Source organism: Mycobacterium sp. OTB74, assembly GCF_029892685.1.
Taxonomy (GTDB): domain Bacteria; phylum Actinomycetota; class Actinomycetes; order Mycobacteriales; family Mycobacteriaceae; genus Mycobacterium.
Genome location: NZ_JARXVD010000008.1, coordinates 81387 through 103486 on the forward strand (window position 1 = coordinate 81387; position 22100 = coordinate 103486).

Below are 22100 nucleotides of genomic sequence, written 5' to 3' on the forward strand. Positions count from 1 at the left end.
AAGGCACACATGTCTGACTCGTATTACGAATTGCTGGACGCCGCCGACCCGATCGGCGAGAAGTTCCGCGCCACCGACATGGTGCGCAGCACCTGGTCTGCGGACATCCAGCACGCCGCACCGGTATCGGCGTTGCTGGTGCGGGCGCTGGAGGACTGCGAACAGCGCACCGACACTCGGCTGAGCCGGGTCGCCATCGACCTGATGGGCGGCGTGCCGTCCGACGGCGATCTGTGGGTGCGCGCGCAGCTGGAGCGGCCGGGCAAGCAGATCGAGTTGGTCAGCGCCGAGATGTTGGCCCCCGGGCCGCACGGCGAGCCCAGAGTTGTTGCGCGAGCCAGTGGTTGGCGCATGTTGCAGCTGGACACCAGCGCAGTCGCAGTCGATCCCGATGCTCCGCTGCCGCCGTTGGAGAACGCGAAAAGCCGGGATATGGCCAAAAACTGGCAGCCCAACTACGTGCACAGCATCGACTGGCGGTGGCTCACCGTGCCACTGGCGCCCGGCCCCGGCGAATCCTGGCTGAGCCCAACTGTGGACCTGGTCAAGGGTGAGCCGATGACGCCACTTCAGCGGTTGTTCGCAGTGGCCGACGACGCCAACGGCATCGGCTCCAAGATCGACATCCGTAAGTACACGTTCCTGAACACCGATCTGGTGGTGCACATCCATCGGGTGCCCGACGGCGAGTGGATCGGCATTCGCGCCGACACCAGTTACGGGCCGGACGGAATCGGCACCACTGTGGGCACCCTGTTCGACCAGACCGGTGCGGTGGCCCACATTCAGCAGTCGGTATTGGTACGGCCCCGACCGCCCAAGTAACTTCTGTACCTGAAGTCGGGGCACCACGTCGTGCCCGACCACTCGTCGGTCCCGGAAGTCGCGGCCTACGCCGGAATCAGGTGCTCGGGCGTCAAATCTGCCACCGAAGCCACGCCCATCAGCAACAGCGTCTGCCGAATCTCCGCGGCCAGCAACGACAAAACCGACGCAACCCCAGCACCGCCGCCAACCGCCAGACCGTAGATGTATGGCCGGCCGATCATCACCGCGTCAGCGCCCAGGGCGAGGGCGGTCACCACATCCGTGCCGCAGCGCACCCCGCTGTCCAACAGAACCGATGCCCGGTCCCCCACGGCCGCAACAACATCCGGCAGCGCATCCAGCGACGGCCGAACACCGTTGAGCTGGCGCCCGCCGTGGTTGGATACCACGACACCCGTGGCGCCCACCTCGTCTACCGCACGTCTCGCATCAGCAGGGTCCAGGATGCCCTTGACGTAAACCGGCCCGTCCCAGCGCTTCCGCAGTGCCGCGACGTCGTCCCAGGTCAAGTCCGGTCGCATTCGGCGGTTCTGTTGCGCCACCGACTCCATGGCGCCCGCCGCACCGCGCACCGCGGTCACCGACCGCATAGTCATCCGCTGATGCCGCAGCAGCCCGTACCACCAGCGCGGCCGGATCGCAGCGTCGGCCACCCGGGCCGGAGTCAGGATCGGTGGATGGCCCATACCCGCCCGACGCTCACCAATCCGGTTGCCCTGCACTGGAACGTCGACGGTGATCACCAAGGTTCGATATCCGGCTGCACCGGCGCGGTCGATCATCGATTCCATGAACTCGTCACCCCATGGGTACAGCTGGAACCAGTGATCGGCTTGAGTGCCCGCAGCCACTTCCTCCAGCGAGTACGACGAGGCCGTCGACAGGCACAGCCGGGTACCGGCCTGCTCGGCGGCCTGCGCCGCGGCGAGTTCGCCGGACCAGTGCGCCAGACCGGTCAACCCGGTGGGCGCCAACAGCACTGGCAGCTCCAAGGTCTCGCCCGCCACCTGCACGCCGATCGAGGCCGTAGCATGACCAACCAGAACTCTTTGCCGCAGCAGATAGTTTGCAAATGCCTCGCGATTGGCCCGCAGCGTCCGCTCGTCCTCGGCGCCGCCATCCAGATAGGCCCACACCATCTTCGGCAGCGCCCGTCGTGCAGCGTTGCGATAGTCCTGCACCGATACCAACGGGGCGCGGGTCCGCCACCGGTATTGGAAGGAACTCATTTGACCGCGATCGGCGTGACCGGCGAGCCCACGGCGTTGCTGATGTGCAGCGGCGGGGCCACGAACATGAAACTCCAAACGCCATCGACGGCACAGTCTTCCGCCAAAGATTCTAGGTCGAGGATTTCGGCCAATGGCATACCCATGTCACGGATCAGGATGCAGTGCAACGGCAGCATGTCGCCGGTCTCGCTGGGCATCACCTCTATTGCCCAGTTGTCCGAACCGACCGCGGCCACCCCGCGAGAGTGCAACCACCGCGCGCAATCGATGCCCAGGCCCGGTTCGCCCGTCATCCAACCGTCGCGACCCTGCTCCAGCAGCCGTACCCGCCACCCGGTGCGCACCAACAGAAAGTCGCCCTCGCCCACCGAGACTCCCTGAGCTATTTCAGCCTCCTCCAGATCCGCCGGAGTAATCGCCACGCCCGTCTCCAACCACGGCACGTCGCGCAACCGGGCGATGTCCAGAAGTACGCCGCGACCCACAATCCGTGCCGAGAACGCGTCGACGGCCAACTTCCGCGCACCACCCCGCGCCCCCACCTCGCGGGCGTCAAAACCGTTGTACAGCTTGTCGTCATAGCCGACGTGCGACAACGCGTCCCACTGTGTACCGGACTGCAGCGGCATGATGATCCAGTCATCGGCCACCTGCAATCCGTGCGGATCGAAGTCGGCCGGTCCCATCGACATCAGATGCACCGGGTTGACGCGGCCGCCCACGCCCATCTGCGGGCCGTCCTTGCCCACCGGGATGCTGAGCTGGAACACCTTGCCCGTACGCACCTCGGCCGCAGCGGCCACGATGTGTTCGGGGCGAACCAGGTTCAGGGTGCCGATCTGGTCGTCAGGTCCCCACCGGCCCCAGTTGGAAAGCTCCTGGCCCAGGGCCTTGTAATCGACGGTCACGCGTTACAGAATTGCACAAATCTGTCACGATAGGGAGATGGCAATCACAGACCTGCCTGCGCTGTCGTTCAGCACCACCGACCCGGCGTTCGTCGCCGATCCCTGGCCCCGCTACGCCCAGATCGCCGAGCTCGGCGGCGTGGTGTTCAACGAGCACATCAACCGGGCCATGGTGTCCGGGTTCGACGACGTGCGCCATATTCTCACCGCACCAACACAATTCGGCTCCGAGAAGGGCCAGGACGAACACGCCGCGGTATTCGGCGGTCCCACCATGGAGTTCTACGACGGCCAGCACCACGACCAGATGCGGTCCATCTGGTCCGACGACTTCCGGCCCAAAACGCTCGCTGCACTGCGGCCGATGATCACCGAAGTGGTGCGCAGCCGACTGGCGCCCGTCCTAGAACGGCTGCGCGACGGCGAGACCGTCGAAGCCATCTCGGAGCTGACCCGCGGTATTCCCACCGAGGTGATCGCCCGCATGCTCGGCGTCCAGTCAGACATGGTGGCCCACTTCAGCACCTGGAGCGACGCGATGGGCGCCGCCGCCGAGGGCTACAGCAGCCCCGGTGAGCATGGCGCCGCCCTGATCGCCGCCGGCAAGCAGGCCACCGCTGAACTCAACGAGTATCTGCGTGGCCAGATCACGCAGCGCCGCTGCCCGGCCGGCACCCCGGAACCCGACCTGATCAGCACCATGGTGCGCCACGAGTACGCCTGCCGGCACATGACGGAGCAGGAAATCGTCGCCAGCAACACCCAGTTGGTATTCGCCGGCAATGAGACCACGGCGAAACTGCTGGGCCACTTCCTGGTCACCCTGGCCGCACATCCGGACCAATGGGCCGCCATCCGCGCCGATCCTGGCCTCATCCCGGGCGCGGTGGAGGAAGTCCACCGCTACGAGACCATCTCGCATTCGATATTCCGCGACGCCATCGGGTCCGAAGCCACCGTCGGCGGCCATCGGATACCCGCCGACGTACGGGTCACCCTGCTATTGGCCGCCGCCAACCGCGACCCACTCCGCTGGGACCGTCCGCATGCCTTCGATGTGCAGCGGAAGAAGTTGCCACACTTGGGTTTTGCCTTCGGTTCGCACAGCTGTCTGGGGATGAACCTGGCCCGGCTGGAGGCCTGGATCTTCGCCGAGGAACTGGTTGGCGCATTGCCCCACTGGCATGTGCAGACGCCGGTGGACTACGGCACCAATTACACGGTGCGAGGTCCGCGGAGCGTCTGGCTGAGTGCCCGATAGCACTGGATAGCATCTATGCATGACCGGACCGGACAACACGATCGACTACATGGACCAGGGCTCCTTCAAGGGGCTGCGGGCGCTCAGGCGCGGTCCGGTCATCCAGTTCGTCTGGATTTACGAGCACCCCGTCGATCTGGACGCGTTGCGCCGGTTTCACCAGAACCTTGGACGCGGCGGACTCCTCGCCCGGCGCATCGAACGCTCGCCGCTGCCGTTCGGCCGGCATCGGTGGGTGCGCTGGAGCGACCCGCGCGAACTCCAGATCAGCACCACCGAACGAAGCCGCGCAGAGATTGCTGCCTGGGCCGACGAACTCGCATACCTACCCGTCGACCCAGAGCACGGACCACCCTGGCGTCTGAACGTGCAACCACTCGAAGGCGGCGGGACCGCGATCTCACTGGTGGTATCGCACACCACCGGCGACGCGTTGGCCATCGTCGAAGCGGTCGCTGACGCCGTCGCAGGCAACAGCCGTGACCTCGGCTACCCGCCGCCGGGTGCCCGTACTCGCCGCGCCGTTCTGCGTTCCGACATCGCTCAGGCCGTCCGCGGGGTGCCTGCACTGCTCACCGCCGTCGCCGGCGCCGTCCGGGTGGCCCGCAAGGAGAAATCTGACTTGGCCGCTTCGGCACGGAGCGTCTCCGCGCCGGTGACCACCGGGACCGATGAACCGGTCACGCTGCCGACCGTGACGGTGCATGTCGATACCGATGCCTGGGACCAACGTGCGAAAACCCTTGGGGGAACCAGTAATGTGCTGTTCGCGGCAGTTGCCACCAGGGTGGGGCGCGAACTCGGCCGGCTGGACGAGGACAGGCAGGCCATGTTGTCCTTCCCGGTCAGCGTGCGTACCGACGGCGACACCCGTGGCAATGCTCTGACCACCATCACCGTCATGACCGATCCCGAGTTGCTCACCACCGAGCTGCGTACATTGCGCGGTGACATCAAGACCGAACTGGCCGGGGTCGACGAATGGACCAAGGCGATGCTGGCACCGCTTCCGCTGGTACCACTGGTCCCAAAGGTCGCGGTGCGCCGGATGGAAAAGGCGGTGCTCAAAGTCGGCAAACCCGTTGGCTGCTCGAATGTCGGCGAGCTGCCCGACGCGGCCACTAGGCTCGACGGCACCGATGCAGACCGCGTCTCGGTGCGAATGATCGAACCAGGTCTGTCTTCGGCGACACTCGAACGCATGGGCGGGCACCTGTTTGTGATGTCCTGCCGGACACCGCATTTCGTCAGCACGACCTTCACCGCCTGGACACCCGGCGAATCCGATAACCGCAGCCGGCTGACCGAATCGGTGCGCCAGGCGCTCGCCGATATGGATCTGACCGCCAGCTGACCCAGTCGGTACCTAGACGGGTGCGGGCACTTTGTCCCAGCGTCTGAAGGTGTAGAACGTGGTAGCCCCGCAGATCAGCCCGACGACGCCGATGAGTTGAGGCCCGGTGATGTGCTCGGCCAGGACTCCGCCGATGGCCGCACCGAACATGAATGACAGGTACAGCGCAAGGTATCCCACCCAGTCGAAGATCGTGCCGCCGCCGAACACATGGCGTTCCAAGCCCTGTCCCAACTTCACCACCGTTCCGGTGACGTAACTGAGCGGCACCGACACTTCACCGTTCTTCACAAAGCTGGTGTTCAACGCACCGACCGAAAAACAGATGATCAAGATTCCGGTGAAGTTGACGTCCCGGTAGTACCAGCCGTCCTCGAGCACTTCGATGACGGCAGCGACAAGCAGGCCGACCGTGGTGAGCAAGGTGGCGCCGTGCGGGTGGCTCTTCCAGAACCTACGGCGCAGAAATGACGCGACGAACACCCCCAACAGGAACATCACGATCAACCAGATGGCCGCTTCGGGTCCGGCTCCGGCGACCTTCTGTCGACCGGCTACGGGGAACCATCCGAGCACCGCCCGTTCGGTGTTGCCTGTCATGAACGTGACGAAGTATCCGGCGCTGTGCAGAAAGGCAACGGCGCCAATCATTCCCGCCAGCCAGGCGAGCAGCCACGACAGCCTCGCCTCCAGGCCGACTGCCGCTTCCCGGCTCACCACAGCGCCCGCGTCCTGATCGCTCACCGCATCATTATGCGCAGCCCCAAAGGCCCGAGCAGTTCAGAACAGCAAACCTCCGGCAGGCCCCTACCGGCTACTGGGTGACCACAAGTCAGCCGACCAGGTGAAGCGCCGCCGCCGGGCACTGGGTCACGGCTTGCTGCATCCGTTCCCGGTCGGTTTCCGGACGCTCCGGGTCGGTCAGGTGCACCGTGCCGTCATCCTGAACCTCGAAGATGTCCTCGGCGATGGACTCACAGATCCCGTGGCCGGTGCACTTGGTCAGATCGACCTCGATACGCATGGTGTCTCCTCGAACGGGTCAGGCCAGCTGTGCCGGCAGCCGTTTGATGCCGTGGACGAAGCTGCTGTACAGCAGGTCGGGCTCACCGAGCTCGATGCGCTTCATCCGAGTCAGCAACTCCCGGAACAGGTTTCGCAGTTCGGCCTTGGCCAGCTGATTGCCCAGACAGAAGTGTGGGCCACCGCCGCCGAAGCCCATGTGCGGGTTGGGTGAGCGCTGCAGGTTGAACTCGCCCGGCGTGTCGAACGCGCTCTCGTCGCGGTTGGCCGAGCAGTAGAACAGCCCTACCTTGTCGCCGGCCTTGATCTTTTGGCCGGCGATCTCGGTGTCCTGGGTGGCGAACCGGGCAAACTGGATGACCGGGGTGGCCCAGCGCACGAACTCTTCGACGGCCATATCGATGCGGCCCTCGAAATCCTCCATCAGCCAAGCCAATTGGGCCGGGTTGTGCTGCAGCGCCAGCATGGCGTGGGTGGTGGTCTGCTTGGTGGTGTCATTGCCGGCCGAGGCCAGCAGGATCAGGAATGCCCCGATCTCCTCATCAGTCAGCCGATGCCCGTCGACCTCGGCGTTGACGATGGCCGTCATCAAGTCATCGCCCGGGTTGGCACGCCGGTACTTGGCCAGCTCCACTCCGGTGCCGGACAGCAGCATGATCTCGTTGATGGTGTCGGCGGCCCGCTCCTCCAGCGACGAGTATTCGTCGTCGCTCATGCTGAACAGCTTTTCGGCGGCCTTGGCCAGCGCTTCGCGCTCGGATGGCACCACCCCGAGCATCTCGGAGATGGTCATCATGGGCAGCCGCGACGAACAGACCTCGACGAAGTCGACGTCGCCGGCGCCGATCAAGTCGTCGACCACCTTGACCGCGTTGTCATGGATCTGCTGTTCGATCATCCGGACGTTGCGCGGGGTGAAGGCCGAACTGATCAGCCGCCGGTACCTGGTGTGCTCAGGCGGGTCCATGGTCAGGAAGAACGACGCGAACCGCTGCACCTCGGCCGGCATCGGGTCCAGGGCAACGCCCTGGGTCGAGGTGAACAGCTCGGGGCGCTGGCTGACGTAGCCGATGTCGGCGCGCCGCGTGACCGCCCAGAAACCGGGTTCTTCCATTGGGAACAGCGACGGCAGCGGCCTGTGCCAGGTCAGTCCCTCGGCGGCGCGCAGTTGCGCAAACGTCTTGTCGCGCTGGTCGAATGGCTGCTCCCAGAAGCTGTGGGAGGTGATGTCCAAGGCGTTGTACTCACGCTCCTGCAACTCACTGACGACACTCACCGACGCTCCTTCCCGCGACCGCCGACAATCTCGGCAGAACGGAATTAGCGTGACACTTCGAGGAATTTTTGTAAAGCTAATGCCATGTCCGCCGATACCGACACCACCAGGGAGCGCCTTCTCGCCGCGACCGCCGCTGTGCTCGGGCGTCAGGGCATGACCAAGCTCAGCCTCTCGGAAGTCGCAGCCCAGGCCGGCGTGTCACGTCCGACGCTGTATCGCTGGTTCGCGTCCAAGCAGGAACTGCTCGAGGCTTTTGTGCTGTGGGAGCGCCAGTACTACGAGCGTGGGGTGGCCAAGGCCGTCGCCGATCTGCCGCCCGCGGAGCGGCTTGACGCGGCGTTGCAGGTGATCGCCGAATATCAGCGGTCCTATCCCGGATTCCGCATGGTGGACATCGAACCTGAGCAGGTGATCGCCCGGATGAGCCAGGCCCTGCCCGCCATGCGCTCAGGACTCGAACGACTGATCCCGGCACCCAACGCCCCGGAGATCGCCGCCACAATCGTGCGTGTTGCGGTATCGCACTACCTGGTTCGCAGCGACGACGAGGATGAATTCCTCGAGCAGTTGCGATACGCCGCGCGGGTCAGGACGCCTGTGTGTGATTCACCCGCGGTGACCTAGCTCCGCCAGAATCTCTTCGGTGTGCTCGCCCAGCGCCGGCGCCACCGATCGCGGCTGCCACGGGGTGCCGGAAAAATCGGCCGGGGTGGCGACCATCGGCACACTCGAATTGCCTTCCGGCACATCGACGATGCCGCCGGCAGCGTGGAACTGTTCATCGGCGATCACGTCGTCGAGGCTGTTGATCGGCGACCAGAAGAAGTCCGGTTCGGCGGCAAAAAGGTCCGCCCAGTCCGCCAGCGAGCGAGTCGCGAAGATCGAATCCAGCTCCGAAATCAGTTCGCGCGCATGGATGAACCTGGCTCGCGGGGTCCGGTAGCGGTCGTCGTCGAGCCAGTCCGCGCGTCCGATCACTCGGCACAGCGCCGGCCAGTGCCGCTCCCCCTGCAATCCGACGATCCAGAATCGTCGACCGTCGCCCGCGCTGTAGTTGTTCATGCACGGATTCGCCATCGACTCGCGTTGGCCGATCGCCACCTGCTGCCCGGACAGCAGCACGGTGTTGAGGTCGAAGCTGACCGTGTAGGCACCCTGCCGGTATAGCGATGTGGTGACCAATTGGCCTACACCGGTCCGGTTTCGCGCCAGCAAAGCGGCGCACACGGCGGCCGCCAACGTCATGCCCGACGAGTGATCGCCCATCCCGCCGCGCTGGAACGGCGGGGTGTCACCGGGACGGGTCAGCAGATCGGCAATGCCGGCGCGGGCCCAGAAGGCAGCCACGTCGTAAGCCGCTCGGTCCGCATCGGGACCCGCCATGCCGTAACCGGTGATCATGCCGTAGATCAGGTTTGGCGCGAGTTCGGCGATGGTCGGGTAGTCCAGACCGAGGCGTTGCAGTGCCCCGGGTCGCACGTTGGTGATGAAAACATCTGCACTGCATATCAAATGGACAGCATGTTCTCGACCTTCCGGCGACGTCAGATCCAGCACGATGCTGCGCTTGGAGCGGTTGTCCATCTCGAACGGCGGGTTGGCGGCGATGCCGGCGTCCTGGTCCAGGCCCAGCATCGCGCCAAAGGTTCGGGCCGGGTCACCACCCGGCGACTCGATCTTGATGACTTCGGCACCCCAGTCGGCCAGGATGGCGGCGGCGGCCGGCGCGGCCACCCACACCCCGAGTTCAACGACCCGGAAACCTTCCATCGGTCCGGCCATACCTATACCACCCTTTACAGATAGCGTTTAATTTGTAAACTTGTCGCATGCTTCCGCTGGTCCCTACCCTGAACCTGGCTGCCCATCTGGGCCGCGGTGTGCAACGTATCGCAACCGACGCGGTCGTCGGTGCGGTCCGCTCACTCCCGCGACAGGTCGCCGATGTGGACGCCGCCTACCTGTCCAAACTCATGGGCGCACAGGTGACATCAGTGCAGGTGGTCGGAGGCGACGCCGGCACCTCCTCGCGCGCCCTGCTTAAGCTGACCGGCACCGACGGGCCCGAGACGGTCTTCATCAAGATGGCGGCCGAGACCACGGCCACCCGGCTCATGGGTGAGCTGGGAAGGCTCGGCTCGACCGAGGTGAGCTTCTACCGCGATCTGGCGCCGCAGCTGTCCGACGTTCCGCAGTGCTACGGCAGCGTGTTCGACGGACTCACCGGACGATTCGTGCTGGTACTGGAAGACCTGGCGGCAACTGGCCCCTGCGAGTTCCCGGACACCCTGCATCCACTGACAGTCGAGCAAGCAGCGTTGATCGTCGAACTTCTGGCCCGCCTGCACGCCACGTTCTGGGGCAAGGCCGACCGTTACCCATGGATCTACTCGGCCTCCGGCGATGCCACTTCCCTGTTGGTCGGTTCGCTGGCCAACACGTCGGTCAAGAAACTTCAGGGCCGCACCGACATTCCGGTCGAGAACGGTCGCTACATCATCGACAACTACCGCGCCGCCGCAACGCTGGTCGACGCGGCCCCGACCACCGTCATGCACGGCGACGCGCATCCGGGAAATGTCTACTTCCGCAACGGAAAAGCTGGCTTGCTGGACTGGCAGGCCGTGCGCAAAGGCCATCCGTGCCGCGAGCTGTCCTACACCCTGATCACCAGCATGACCACCGAGGACCGCCGTGCCCATCAATGCGAGCTACTGGACACCTACCGGCAAGCCCTGCGCGCCGCGGGCGGACCGGAACTGGACCGCGACGAGCTCTGGGACCGGTTCCGCCAGGGCGCGACATACGCCTACGTCGCAACCTTGATCACCTCGGGGATGGGCGGCATGCAGGATGACACCATCGCCCAGGAAGGCCTGGCCCGATCGGTGGCGGCGCTGGAAGATCTGGACACGGTCTCGCAGTTGAAACGGTCTTTATGAGCTGCGAGGACTTACCATCGGTACTGTGAACGACCCCGTAACGGCAAACTCCGGTGCTGCAGAGGACACCTCGACCCGCAGCCGGATCCTGACCGCGACCGCGGAAGTGCTTGCGCGCAACGGGCAAACAAAGCTCAGCCTGTCCGAGGTGGCATTGCAGGCCGGGGTGTCGCGGCCCACGCTGTACCGCTGGTTCGCCTCCAAGGAGGAGTTGCTCGAGTCGTTCGGCCTTTACGAGCGCGAACTGTTCGATGACGGCATCAGCGAGGCCACCGCCGACCTACGGGGTAGCGAAAAGCTCGACGCTGCACTGCAATTCATCGTTCAGTATCAGCAGTCCTATTCAGGAGTGCGGGTGGTGGACATCGAACCCGAGGTGGTCATCGCCCAGCTCGCAAACGTCATCCCGATCATGCGGGCTAGGCTGCAGAAGCTGTTGACCGGACCGAATGCCGGCCTGAAGGCCGCTACCGCCATCCGGGTCGCCATCTCGCACTACATCGTCCGCAGCGACGACGGCGACCAGTTCCTGGCACAGCTCCGCCACGCCGTCGGCATGCGCTGACCCTTTTCCGCCTTTTCCGACCAAACGGACAAATGGTCCGCAAAGTTCGAGAACAATCGGCCATTTCCTCGATCTCGGACCCGCCGAATCTCTCAACCACCTGACAAGTTCGTTAAAATTTGTAAAGCTGTCAGATATGACGGACGTGCAGACAGACAGTGGCGTGCTGGCCGGTGACCAGCGCATGCTCATCGACGGTGAACTCCAGTTGACCAGCAGCGGAGCACTTTTCGACGTCATCCATCCTGCCGACGAGCAGGTGGCGGGCCAGGCCACCGACGGCACCGTCGATGACATGGCCCGTGCTGTCGGGGCCGCGCGGCGCGCGTTCGACGAAACCGACTGGAGCCGCGACGTCGAATTCCGCTACCACTGCCTGATGCAGCTGCATGAGGCGCTGGAACGCAACAAAGAGCGCCTGCGCCGAGTGCTCGTCACCGAGGTGGGCTGCCCGGTCACCGTCACCGGTTCGCAGATCGAGGACCCGATCGCCGAGGTCAAGCACTGGGCCGAGCACGGCCGGAATTTCGAGTACGTCACCGACAACGGGGTGCACCAGACGCCGCTGGGGCCGGCCCAACGCAAGATCGCGTACGAGCCGATCGGCGTCGTCGGCGCCATCACCCCGTGGAACGTGCCGTTCTACCTCAACATCGCCGAGACAGTGCCCGCGCTGATGGCCGGGAACACCGTGGTGCTCAAGCCCGCTCAGCTGACCCCGTGGTCCGGCACCGAGTACGCCCGGATCGTCGCCGAGGAGACCGACATCCCGGCGGGCGTCTTCAACGTGGTGGTGTCCAACGCCAACGAAGTGGGCGCGGCCCTGTCGGCCGACCCGCGGGTAGACATGATCACCTTCACCGGCTCGACCGCCACCGGCCGGGCCATCCTGGCCGCCGGTGCGCCGACGGTGAAAAAGACCCTGCTGGAGCTGGGTGGCAAATCCGCGCACATCGTGCTCGACGACGCCGACTTCAACTCCGCGCTGCCCATCGCAGCCATGATGGCCTGCGTGATGAGCGGCCAGTCGTGCATCCTGCCGTCCCGAATCCTGTTGCCGCGCAGTCGCTATGACGAAGGCCTGGCGATCCTCAAGGGCGCCATGGAGAACTTCCCGATCGGCGACCCGTGGACCCCAGGCAACATGCAGGGCCCGCAGATCAGCGCCGGTCAGCGCGACAAGGTGCTGGGTCTGATCAACTCCGGTATCGCATCCGGCGCCCGCTTGCTTACCGGCGGCGGGGTTCCGGAAAAGCTGCCGGTCGGCTACTACGTGGCGCCCACGCTGCTGGCCGACGTCGACCCGAATTCCCAGGTCGCCCAGGAGGAGATCTTCGGCCCGGTGCTCACCGTCACGCCATACGACTCCGACGACGAAGCCGTGGCGATCGCCAACAACTCGATCTACGGGTTGTCCGGTGAGGTGTCATCGGCCGATGTCGAACGGGCGTGGAACGTGGCCCGGCGGATGCGGACCGGCAACGTCACCATCAACAGCCGCAGCCACTTCGGCATCAACAGCCCCTTCGGCGGCAGCAAGCAGAGCGGTCTGGGCCGGCGCAACGGCGAAGAGGGCTTCAAGGAGTACTTCGAGTCGAAAACCATTGGTATGCCGGCATGAGCGACGGCGCCAACGACATCGCTGAGATCTCGGCGCTGTTGTATCGGTACGCGCGCGCCGTCGATACCAAGGACTGGGAGCTGTACCGCTCGGTGTTCACCGATGACGCACGTATCGACTACTCATCAGCGGGCGCCGCAGTCGGCACGCGCGACGAGATCGTCGACTGGTTTGCCGCCAATTTCGGTGTGATCCCGTGGAGCATGCATTACATCACCAACATCGAGGTGGTGGAACGCGCCGGCGACACCGCGAAGGTGCAGGCCATGTTCTACAACCCGATGCAGCTGCCCGGCATGACCGAGCCCAGTGCCTGCGGTGGCTACTACCACCATGAACTAGTGCGGACCTCGGATGGCTGGCGCAGTCGGGGCCTACGCGAAGACAACGTCTGGTTCACCAACCCGCCGACGTAGCGCCGCGTAACACCCAAACGGACAAACGGGCCCCAAAGTGCTAGTGAAACCGGCCATTTCGTCGATCTCGGCGAAAACGGCTCAGCCCTCAGCCGCCAATTGCCCACAGGCAGCGGCGATTTCGCGACCCCGGGTATCCCGCACCGTGCAGGACACCCCAGCCGCCTGCACGCGGCGCACGAACTCCCGCTCCGCAGGCTTCGGGCTGGCATCCCACTCGCTGCCCGGCGTCGGGTTCAGCGGGATCAGGTTCACGTGCACCAGCGGCCCTAGCGCAGCATGCAGCTTCTTGCCCAAAAGGTCTGCGCGCCAAGGCTGGTCGTTGACGTCACGGATCAGCGCGTACTCCACCGAGACCCGGCGGCCGGTCACGTCGGCGTAATACCGGGCAGCATCAAGGACTTCCGACACCTTCCACCGGTTGTTCACCGGCACCAGGGTGTCGCGCAGTTCGTCGTCGGGGGTGTGTAACGACACCGCCAGCGTCACTCCGAGCTTCTCGTCGGCAAGTTTGCGAATCGCCGGTGCCAAACCAACCGTCGAGACCGTCACCGACCGCGCGCTGATCCCGAAGCCCTCAGGCACCGCAGCGGTGATCCGCCGGACCGCCGCCACCACCCGGTTGTAGTTGGCCAGCGGCTCCCCCATGCCCATGAACACGATGTTGGACAGGCGCCCGTCGTGTTCATTGCGCATGGCGGCCGACGCCGCCCGCACCTGCTCCAGGATCTCGGCGGTCGACAGGTTGCGCTTGAGCCCGCCCTGGCCGGTGGCGCAGAACGGGCAGGCCATACCGCAACCGGCCTGCGATGAAATACACACGGTGTTGCGCTGCGGATACCGCATCAGCACCGACTCGAATGTTGTTCCGTCCGCCGCACGCCACAGGGTCTTGCGGGTCTCCCCCGCGTCGCACTGAATCTGACGGAGCGGGGTGATCAACTCCGGAAACAGTGCGTCAGCTACCTGCGAGCGCACAACCGCCGGCAGATCGGTCATCTCCTGAGGGTCGGCGATCAACCGGCCGTAATACTGATTGGCCAGTTGTTTGGCCCGGAATTTCGGCAGTCCCAGTTCGGCGACGGCGGTGATTCGCCCCTCGGCATCAAGGTCAGCAAGGTGCCGCGGCGGCATTGCCCGTCGCGGCGCGTCGAAAACCAGAGGTAGCGAACCAGCCATAACAGCGTCCAGTATCGCACCGACCCGGTAATTGATTGGACTCCTATACAACGATTGCTCACCATGTAGCCATGCCGCTGCGCCCCGCCGCCATCCTTGCCTTCGTCTACGCGCTGGGTTATCCCATTGGCGCCCTTGCTGTTTCGTCCATGACCCCGATGGCCACACTGGTCTGCCGCTTCGGCCTGGCGGCGCTGATCCTGACCTCCTGGACTCTGCTCGCCGGTGTGAAATGGCCCACTGGCCGAACGCTGGGGCATGTGATGGTCGCGGGGCTACTGACCCAGGCCCTGCAGTTCATCTGCCTCTACCTGGCGCTGATGCATGGCGCACCTGCGGTGCTCGGCGCGGTGATCGTTTCCATGAACCCGGTGGCCACCGCACTGTTGGCCGCGGTCTTCCTCGGCGAGCGACTGACCGCACGCCGCGTTGCGGCGCTGGTCCTGGGCGTCATCGCGGTCCTGGCAGCGTGCGCCGGTCGGCTGCTGCAGGTCGGCGGCGTCGACATCGTGGTCGGGTTGTTGATCGTCTCGCTGCTGGCCATTGCCGCGGGCGGGGTGTATCAACAGCGGTTCTGCCATGGTGTCGACTTCCGGGCCGCTGCCGCACTTCAGAACGCCGCCTCGCTGGTCCCGGTTGCGATTCTCGCCGCGGTCACGCCGTTCCACGTGACCAACGTGCACACTGCGGTCTTTGCAGTCGGCGCGGTGGTGCTGCTGAATGCGACGCTCTGCATGACGCTGTACGTACGGGCTATCGACCGTTACGGTGCCGCGGCAGTGGCGATGCTCTTCGCCGTCATTCCGGCCGTCGCCGGCGTGCTGTCTTGGCTGATCCTGGGCCAGCGACCCGACTTCGGCATCGTAATCGGACTGGTCGTCGGCGCGCTGGCCTGCTGGCTGAACGCGAAAGCTACGTCAGCGCGGCCAGCACGATCCACGTTGCAACCGCAGACGGCAGGATCGAGTCGATCCGGTCCATCAGACCGCCATGACCGGGAAGCAGAGTGCCCATGTCCTTGATGCCCAGATCTCGTTTGAACTGAGATTCGACCAGGTCGCCGAGGGTTCCGGTGATCACCAGGAAGATGCCGAGCGGGATACCGATCCAGGCCGGCCGGTGCAGCAGGAAATGTACCGATGTCATGGAAATGGCGATGCTCAGCAGCAGTGAGCCGCTGAAGCCCTCCCACGATTTCTTCGGGCTGATCGCCGGAACCATCGGATGCTTGCCGAACAGCACACCGGCGGTATAGCCGCCGACGTCCGAAGCCACCACGCCCAGCATCATGCAGAAGACCTGTCCGGCACCGTCCCGCGGGTAGATCAGCAACGCCGCAAACGCACCGAACAACGGAATCCAGGCGGCCAGGAACACCGTCACCGACACGTCGCGCAGGTAGTTGGTCGGCGCCGCCGCCAGCCCGCCCGACAGCAGCCGCCAGATCATGCAGAGCGCCACCGTGCCGCCGAATGCGCCAAGTGCGCCAGCTTCACCGTATGGCCAGGTCAGCCACACCATCGCCTGGCCGCCGAGCAGCAGCGGGATCACCGGGACGGCGTATCCGCCCTCGCGCAGCCGCCGCACCACTTCGTGGGTGGCCAGACCGATGGCCATAGCCACCAGCGCCACCCAGAACCGCGGAGCGAAAATAAGGGTAGCGATGACAGTGCCGCCGAGCGCGACACCGACTGCGATCGCAGCGGGTAGGTTACGTCCGGCCCGTGAGGTCTTCTGCGGCTCCCCGGTAGGAGCGGTGTCGGTGGCCATGATCAAGGTTGGAGTTCAGGCGCGGAGCCTAAACCTCCAGCAACTCGCCTTCCTTGTGCTTGACCAGTTCATCGATCTGGGTGGTGTAGGTCGCGGTGGTCTTGTCCAGTTCCTTTTCGGCGCGGGCCACCTCGTCCTCGCCGGCCTCGCCGTCCTTCTTGATCCGGGACAACTCGTCCATCGCCTTACGACGGACGTTGCGCACCGAGACCTTGGCGTCCTCGCCCTTGGCCTTGGCCTGCTTGACCAGGTCGCGACGCCGTTCCTCGGTCAGCTGCGGGATGGCGATGCGGATGACGCTGCCGTCGTTGCTCGGGTTGACGCCCAGGTCCGAGTTCCGGATCGCGTCCTCGATGTGCTTGAGCTGGTTGGACTCGTAAGGCTTGATCACCACCAGCCGGGCCTCAGGCACGTTGATGCTGGACAGCTGGGTGATCGGCGTCATCGAGCCGTAGTAGTCGATGTTGATCCGGTTGAACATGCCGGGGTTCGCGCGGCCGGTGCGGATGGACCCCAGATCGTCGCGGGCTACCGAGACGGCCTTGTCCATCTTCTCTTCGGCATCGAACAGCGTTTCGTCGATCACTTCATATTCTCCCGTCGCTCACCCATAGCCGCCAACGCCTAGGTGGCGACCAACGTTCCGATCTTCTCACCCGCAACGGCCCGCGCGATATTGCCTTCGGTGAGCAGGTTGAAGACCAGCATGGGCATGCCGTTGTCCATACAGAGGCTGAAGGCCGTGGCGTCGGCGACCTTGAGCCCGCGCTCGAGCACCTCACGATGGGTGACTTCGGTCAGCAGTTCGGCGTCTGGCACCTCACGCGGGTCCGCGGTGAACACCCCGTCAACGGCCTTGGCCATCAGGACCACCTCCGCGCCGATCTCCAGAGCGCGTTGCGCGGCGGTGGTGTCGGTGGAGAAATACGGCAGGCCCATGCCGGCACCGAAGATGACGACGCGGCCCTTCTCCAGGTGCCGCCGAGCCCGCAGCGGAATGTACGGCTCTGCGACCTGCCCCATGGTGATCGCGGTCTGCACCCGGGTGTCGATGCCTTCCTTCTGCAGGAAGTCTTGCAGCGCAAGGCTGTTCATCACGGTACCCAGCATGCCCATGTAGTCGCTGCGGGTGCGCTCCATGCCGCGCTGCTGCAATTGCGCGCCGCGGAAGAAGTTGCCGCCACCGATGACCACGGCGACCTGCACACCGCTGCGGACCACCTCGGCGATCTGGCGGGCGACCAGCGCCACGACATCGGGGTCCAGCCCGACCTCACCGCCGCCGAACATCTCGCCGCCGAGCTTGAGAACTACCCGCTCGTAACCCGGGTGGATCACTCCGTGACCACCGTTGTCTGCCTCAGCCATCAGACTCCTTACGGTCCCGCATGCGAACACTGCCGTCGGACGGTCGACAGCGGCTTTCATCCTGCCTCATGACGGCGCCCTGGCCACGTTCGGGTGGCCGGGGCGTTTCGCGTGTCTGTCCTGAGTATCGGGCACGCACTAACCCAGGTGGGCCTGCAACAACCAGGCCGACATCGACTTGCGGCCGTTGGGCGCATCGCGGATGTCGAGGCCCGCGAAGCCGGAGAAATGGTCTTCGAAACCGCCGGGAACATTGGCGTGGATACGTGCCCGCCTGATCTCGTCGATCACCCAGTACTTGCTCACGACATCCCGCAGTTCGTCCTCGGTCACCGGGTTGGCCGGTCCGCTGGGCATGCCACCCCGGTCGAAGACCAGCACGAAGTACGAGGCCCCGGGTGCTGCGGCACGCACGATCGAGCGCTGGTAGCCGTCCCGCAGTTCGACGGGCATCGAGTGGAACAACGTCGAATCGACCATCGTGCCGAATCGGCCCGTCATTAGGCTGCCGGACATGGACCGGCAGGTGTCGGGCTGCACCAGCGGATAGCCAACAGATAGCCCAGACTTTCGGCTAGTCGTCGGAAATGCCATCTGAACTGCGAAAACGCTTGTGTCCCGGCAGGATTCAGAATCAGTCAGTCGCCGAGGTTCCGAGAAACTACCGGCGCGGTGTCAGCGGATGCCGCCGTCCAGCGTCTCTGCCGCGCGGCTGAATGCAAGGGCCACCCTGTCGCGGTCGGCCCACTCGATCAATAAGACCGCCATGTCGCCCATCTCCGCACGAGCCGAGGCATCGGTGGCGAATTGGAAACGTGGAGGAAGAGGGAGTGTGACACTCTACTCATGGGGGGAGAGCATAGAGCGAAAGAATCTTCATCCGGCGCTGAGAAGCCAGGAAAGGACGGACCATTCCCACACTGGCGGAAGGCGATCGGTTGGGTGCTCGGCGTGGGCAGCGCCTTTGTGATTGCTCTGGCCACTGGCGTTGCGGGCAAGATTGTGAACGAGTGGGGCAATCACCCCGACGCATCAGTTACACAGACAGAAGTCCGATTTGTCCGACCGTTTGACATGACGGGAAATCTTCAGGCTCCGTTCGTGGCCGATAAAGCGAAGACCTTGAGGGGCGGGTCGTGTCTTCGTTCGTTGGCTAGCTCGGACCCCGAAGCCCTGAGATGCGGCACACCAGATCACGAGCTTCACGACCCATGTTGGAGAAACTCTAGGGAGGAAGTCGCCTGCCCAGAGACCCCGTGGGACAAAACCGTTTGGTTGCTTGTGAATCCCGTCATTGAACCGCCCTGGACGCCTTCACCCGAGCCGTCGTCAACTCCGCCAAGTACCTCTGGCGCGCGATGGGATTCCGATACCCCATGGGCGGTGGAATTGCTCGACCCGTTCCACCCGAAAGAGACGCTGAGATGCCTCATGATGACCGGCACTGTAAACAGCGTCGCTGGCATCCCCATGGACTGGGCCTGCTCGACGAAGGGTTATGCGGGTGGTTTGAACAAGCGTCCTGATAAGCCGTGGACGGTGCTCTATATGGAGACCGGGACAAGCGAGGGTCGGGATGCAACCGTGAAGACGGTATGGCGCTAGTTTGCACTTGACCGGCAGCGAAGGGCTGTCTCTAAGCCCCACTCTGGCGTCCATCCTCCGCCCCGCACCAGACTGTCCCTCGACCTCGGCATGCACCTGGCCAGTAGAGCGAACCCGCAGGTCAGGGCCGGTATCCGCTTCAGGATCATTCGTGAGGCAACAGCGTCGAATCGACGATGGTGCCGAAGCGGACGTCGTAACCGCTGAAATTGCTGATGTCAGCGACGTCGAAGGTGGCACCGTGCACACCTCGACGAGCCGCCTCGGCACGGGCCAGTTCGATGGCGGTCGGCGACATGTCCAGACCGACCGTGGTGAATCCCCGCTCGGCCAGATAGATGGCGGTGGCAGCCTCGCCACAGCCCGCGTCGAGCACCTCACCGTGGAACTTGCCGGCATCGATCAGCTCGGCGATCTCGGGCTGTGGTTCACCGATACTCCACGGCGGCCGATTGCCTTCGCCCATCTCGGGGGCTTCGCCACGGTAGGCACTCTCGAACATCGCATCAGTCGGATTAGTCATGGATCCGGTTTATCAATGTGATTGATATATGTCAATATTGTTGACATGTTCGAGGGTAAGGAAGCCCCGCTGGGATACCTGCTGGGCCGGATCGCCAATGCGCTGCGCGCGGAGCTGTCGGCCAATGTTCTTGAGCCGTTGGGCCTGAGCTTCCCGCAGTACGTGTGCCTGCGGATGCTGGACAACCGGTCGGGCATGTCCAACGCCGAGATGGCCCGGTTCATCGGGGTGTCCCCGCAAGCGATGAACATCGTGGTGCGGGCCCTTCAGGACCGCGAGCTGATCACCCGGCCGAGCACCGTCGCCTCCGGCCGCTCCCGCCCGACGGAACTGACGCGCGCGGGACGCACCCTGCTGGCCAAGACCGACATCGGGATTCACGCCGTCGATGACGCATTCCTGGCCGACCTCACTGCCGACCAGCGCCAGGAATTCCGCCGCACTCTGGCCCGTCTGGCCCCGCCTGAGCCGGACTTTTAAAGAATCGCGGCCGCGCCGCTGGCCCTGGTTCCGATGCCGCGATTGCTACCGCCGTAGTAGTACCGCCAGGGGCGATCCGGAATAGATGAAAGCACCGCTGGAGCCGCTCTACCCGCTGCCGCAGTAACCGTCGGGGACCACCTCGTCGGTGCCGTCCTTCACGCATGTGGCAGTGACGTTCGTATAGCAGACGGCAATCCATCCGCGACGTCAGGGCGCGGCGTGCTGGCCGATCGACTCGTGTGCCCGGCTGAGCCAGAACACCGCGCGCTCGATCATCGGCATGACTTCGGTGACATCCATGGCGCCGGCGGCGAACCGATTCAGCGCGCCATAGATGACGCCGGTGAGCACCGTGTCCATGTCGCGAGCGAAACCGTCGTCACACCCGCTGAGTACCGCGTTGGCCGCCGGCACCACGACGTCAAACCCGTGTTGGGTCAACTGATCTCCGCCCGGGGCACTCTGCGCGCGCACATATGCGCGAAGCATCTCCGGATGCTGTTCCCACGGCTCGAAGATGGCCCGGAAGATTCGCATCATCCCGTCGTAGAGGGATTCGTCGGGAGTCGGATCATCGTGCTGCGCGATGGCGGCGTACCGATTGGCATCCATCCACCAGCGCAGCGCGGCCAGGATGAGCGCATCCCGCGTCGGGTATCGCCGGTAGATGGTGGCCAGGGACATCCGTGCTCGGTGCGCCACCGCGCGTAGCTGAACGGCGTCGTAGCCATCGTTGTCGAGCAGTTCGACCACGATGGCGATCAATGGGTCAGAAGGGCTTGGCGCCAACGCTTCTGAATGGGATTTAGGCACCTCGCCACCCCCTTTACCGGACACAGTAACGATGTTACTGTACAGCCCATCAGTAACACGGTTACTCAGTTAAAGCGAGGTTGGCAGTGGGCGGTCTGGACGGCAGGGTGGCATTCATCACCGGCGTGGCGCGCGGGCAGGGGCGCAGTCACGCCGTACACCTGGCGCGCGAGGGTGCCGACATCATCGGTATTGACATCTGCGCCGACATCGCGGCCAACGGCTACCCGATGGCCACCAATGCCGAGTTGGACGAAACGATTGCATTGGTAGAGGCCGAAGGCCAGAAGATGCTCGGCACCGTCGCCGACGTCCGCGATTTCGCCGCGGTCAAAGCAGCCGTCGATGCCGGAGTGGAACACTTCGGACGCCTCGACATCGTCTGCGCCAACGCGGGAATCGCTCCGGTTGCGTTCCGCGAGTTGAGCATTGAGGAAAATCTCGACCAGTGGAAGGCAGTCGTCGGGGTCAACCTGGACGGCGCCTACCACACCGCGTTCGCGACCATCCCCCACCTGATCGCCGGCGGACGCGGCGGTGCCATGGTGTTCACCAGTTCGACGGCCGGACTGCGCGGTTTCGGCGGCATGCAGGGCGGCGGCCTTGGCTATTCGGCATCCAAGCACGCCGTGGTCGGGTTGATGCGTACGCTTTCCAATGCCCTTGCCCCGCATAGTATTCGGGTCAACACCGTGCACCCGACCGCAGTGAACACCATGATGGCCGTCAACCCGGCCATGACCGAGTTCATCCAGAACTATCCCGACGGTGCTCCGCATCTGCAGAACCCGATGCCGGTCGACATGCTCGAACCCGCAGACATCAGCGCGGCCATCGCCTATCTTGTCTCCGATTCGGCCCGTTACGTCACCGGGGTCACCTTCCCCGTCGACGCCGGCTTCTGTAACAAGCTCTAACCGCTACGAAAGA

At 64.7% G+C, this 22100-nt stretch carries 23 protein-coding genes and 2 pseudogenes; 12 read left to right on the forward strand and 13 right to left on the reverse strand.

The window, feature by feature from the left end:
• Nucleotides 1–9 precede the first annotated feature (9 nt).
• Nucleotides 10–825: a thioesterase family protein gene (locus M2432_RS12990; protein ID WP_280827222.1), complete on the forward strand. Its 816-nt coding sequence runs from the start codon at nt 10–12 to the stop codon at nt 823–825.
• Nucleotides 826–890: 65 nt separating this feature from the next.
• On the opposite strand, the gene M2432_RS12995 is transcribed toward M2432_RS12990, so the two are convergent.
• Together M2432_RS12995 and M2432_RS13000 are read right to left on the reverse strand one after the other, a co-directional pair.
• On the reverse strand, nt 891–2057 hold the full coding sequence (locus M2432_RS12995; RefSeq protein ID WP_280827223.1) for an alpha-hydroxy acid oxidase: 1167 nt from the start codon (nt 2055–2057) through the stop codon (nt 891–893).
• A complete protein-coding gene (locus tag M2432_RS13000) occupies nt 2054–2968 on the reverse strand; it encodes a cyclase family protein (protein WP_280827224.1) in 915 nt (304 codons plus the stop codon). Before M2432_RS13000 ends, M2432_RS12995 begins: the two co-directional genes overlap by 4 nt.
• 37 nt (nt 2969–3005) lie before the next feature.
• On the opposite strand from M2432_RS13000, the gene M2432_RS13005 reads away from it, so the two are divergent.
• Both M2432_RS13005 and M2432_RS13010 read left to right on the forward strand, forming a co-directional pair.
• Complete coding sequence (locus M2432_RS13005; protein ID WP_280827225.1) at nt 3006–4229, forward strand: cytochrome P450; 1224 nt, start codon at nt 3006–3008, stop codon at nt 4227–4229.
• 19 nt (nt 4230–4248) lie between these two features.
• Nucleotides 4249–5583: a hypothetical protein gene (locus M2432_RS13010; RefSeq protein WP_280827226.1), complete on the forward strand. Its 1335-nt coding sequence runs from the start codon at nt 4249–4251 to the stop codon at nt 5581–5583.
• Nucleotides 5584–5595: 12 nt separating this feature from the next.
• Here the strand turns inward: M2432_RS13010 and M2432_RS13015 are convergent, their stop codons facing one another.
• From M2432_RS13015 to M2432_RS13025, 3 genes are all read right to left on the reverse strand, one after another.
• Complete coding sequence (locus M2432_RS13015; RefSeq protein ID WP_280827227.1) at nt 5596–6327, reverse strand: YoaK family protein; 732 nt, start codon at nt 6325–6327, stop codon at nt 5596–5598.
• Between the two features lie 88 nt (nt 6328–6415).
• Nucleotides 6416–6607 carry a ferredoxin gene (locus M2432_RS13020; RefSeq protein WP_280827228.1) on the reverse strand — a complete coding sequence of 64 codons (192 nt, stop codon included), beginning with the start codon at nt 6605–6607 and terminating at the stop codon, nt 6416–6418.
• A gap of 18 nt (nt 6608–6625) precedes the next feature.
• Complete coding sequence (locus M2432_RS13025; RefSeq protein WP_280827229.1) at nt 6626–7882, reverse strand: cytochrome P450; 1257 nt, start codon at nt 7880–7882, stop codon at nt 6626–6628.
• A gap of 84 nt (nt 7883–7966) precedes the next feature.
• Between M2432_RS13025 and M2432_RS13030 the strand changes: the two genes are divergently transcribed.
• A complete protein-coding gene (locus tag M2432_RS13030; RefSeq protein WP_280827230.1) occupies nt 7967–8509 on the forward strand; it encodes a helix-turn-helix domain-containing protein in 543 nt (180 codons plus the stop codon).
• Here M2432_RS13030 and M2432_RS13035 read toward each other — a convergent pair.
• Nucleotides 8492–9667, reverse strand: a complete 1176-nt coding sequence (locus tag M2432_RS13035) for a CoA transferase (protein WP_280827231.1) — start codon at nt 9665–9667, stop codon at nt 8492–8494. The two genes, M2432_RS13030 and M2432_RS13035, sit on opposite strands and share 18 nt — an antisense overlap.
• Nucleotides 9668–9714: 47 nt before the next feature.
• On the opposite strand from M2432_RS13035, the gene M2432_RS13040 reads away from it, so the two are divergent.
• The 4 genes from M2432_RS13040 to M2432_RS13055 all read left to right on the forward strand — a co-directional run bounded on the left by M2432_RS13040 (nt 9715) and on the right by M2432_RS13055 (nt 13429).
• Nucleotides 9715–10827 (forward strand): phosphotransferase, encoded by a 1113-nt coding sequence (locus tag M2432_RS13040; protein WP_280827232.1) that lies wholly within the window; start codon nt 9715–9717, stop codon nt 10825–10827.
• Between the two features lie 25 nt (nt 10828–10852).
• Nucleotides 10853–11392 carry a TetR/AcrR family transcriptional regulator gene (locus M2432_RS13045; RefSeq protein ID WP_280827233.1) on the forward strand — a complete coding sequence of 180 codons (540 nt, stop codon included), beginning with the start codon at nt 10853–10855 and terminating at the stop codon, nt 11390–11392.
• Nucleotides 11393–11528: 136 nt separating this feature from the next.
• A complete protein-coding gene (locus tag M2432_RS13050) occupies nt 11529–13013 on the forward strand; it encodes an aldehyde dehydrogenase family protein (protein WP_280827234.1) in 1485 nt (494 codons plus the stop codon).
• Nucleotides 13010–13429 carry a nuclear transport factor 2 family protein gene (locus M2432_RS13055; protein WP_280827235.1) on the forward strand — a complete coding sequence of 140 codons (420 nt, stop codon included), beginning with the start codon at nt 13010–13012 and terminating at the stop codon, nt 13427–13429. The genes M2432_RS13050 and M2432_RS13055 overlap by 4 nt, the downstream gene beginning before the upstream one ends.
• An 81-nt stretch (nt 13430–13510) precedes the next feature.
• On the opposite strand, the gene rlmN is transcribed toward M2432_RS13055, so the two are convergent.
• Nucleotides 13511–14608, reverse strand: a complete 1098-nt coding sequence (gene rlmN, locus M2432_RS13060; protein WP_280827236.1) for a 23S rRNA (adenine(2503)-C(2))-methyltransferase RlmN — start codon at nt 14606–14608, stop codon at nt 13511–13513.
• Nucleotides 14609–14679: 71 nt separating this feature from the next.
• On the opposite strand from rlmN, the gene M2432_RS13065 reads away from it, so the two are divergent.
• Entirely contained in the window at nt 14680–15630 is a 951-nt protein-coding gene (locus M2432_RS13065; RefSeq protein WP_280827237.1) for a DMT family transporter, read from the forward strand.
• On the opposite strand, the gene M2432_RS13070 is transcribed toward M2432_RS13065, so the two are convergent.
• The 4 genes and pseudogenes from M2432_RS13070 to M2432_RS13085 form a co-directional block, all read right to left on the reverse strand.
• Nucleotides 15521–16378 (reverse strand): phosphatidate cytidylyltransferase, encoded by an 858-nt coding sequence (locus tag M2432_RS13070; RefSeq protein WP_280827238.1) that lies wholly within the window; start codon nt 16376–16378, stop codon nt 15521–15523. The two genes, M2432_RS13065 and M2432_RS13070, sit on opposite strands and share 110 nt — an antisense overlap.
• Before the next feature lie 28 nt (nt 16379–16406).
• Nucleotides 16407–16964: a ribosome recycling factor gene (gene frr / locus M2432_RS13075; protein WP_280827239.1), complete on the reverse strand. Its 558-nt coding sequence runs from the start codon at nt 16962–16964 to the stop codon at nt 16407–16409.
• 38 nt (nt 16965–17002) lie between these two features.
• Entirely contained in the window at nt 17003–17746 is a 744-nt protein-coding gene (gene pyrH / locus M2432_RS13080) for a UMP kinase (protein WP_280827240.1), read from the reverse strand.
• Nucleotides 17747–17884: 138 nt separating this feature from the next.
• Nucleotides 17885–18241: pseudogene (locus M2432_RS13085) on the reverse strand (class I SAM-dependent methyltransferase); the annotation flags it as partial.
• 888 nt (nt 18242–19129) lie between these two features.
• Here M2432_RS13085 and M2432_RS13090 point away from each other — a divergent pair.
• Nucleotides 19130–19351: a hypothetical protein gene (locus tag M2432_RS13090; RefSeq protein WP_280827241.1), complete on the forward strand. Its 222-nt coding sequence runs from the start codon at nt 19130–19132 to the stop codon at nt 19349–19351.
• Nucleotides 19352–19511: 160 nt separating this feature from the next.
• Here the strand turns inward: M2432_RS13090 and M2432_RS13095 are convergent.
• A pseudogene (locus M2432_RS13095) lies at nt 19512–19874 on the reverse strand (class I SAM-dependent methyltransferase); the annotation flags it as partial.
• 45 nt (nt 19875–19919) lie between these two features.
• Here M2432_RS13095 and M2432_RS13100 point away from each other — a divergent pair.
• Nucleotides 19920–20354, forward strand: a complete 435-nt coding sequence (locus M2432_RS13100) for a MarR family transcriptional regulator (protein WP_280827242.1) — start codon at nt 19920–19922, stop codon at nt 20352–20354.
• Nucleotides 20355–20564: 210 nt separating this feature from the next.
• Here the strand turns inward: M2432_RS13100 and M2432_RS13105 are convergent, their stop codons facing one another.
• Nucleotides 20565–21146: a TetR family transcriptional regulator gene (locus M2432_RS13105; protein ID WP_280827351.1), complete on the reverse strand. Its 582-nt coding sequence runs from the start codon at nt 21144–21146 to the stop codon at nt 20565–20567.
• A 110-nt stretch (nt 21147–21256) separates the two neighbouring features.
• On the opposite strand from M2432_RS13105, the gene M2432_RS13110 reads away from it, so the two are divergent.
• Nucleotides 21257–22087 (forward strand): mycofactocin-coupled SDR family oxidoreductase, encoded by an 831-nt coding sequence (locus M2432_RS13110; RefSeq protein ID WP_280827243.1) that lies wholly within the window; start codon nt 21257–21259, stop codon nt 22085–22087.
• The last annotated feature ends 13 nt before the right edge of the window (nt 22088–22100 follow it).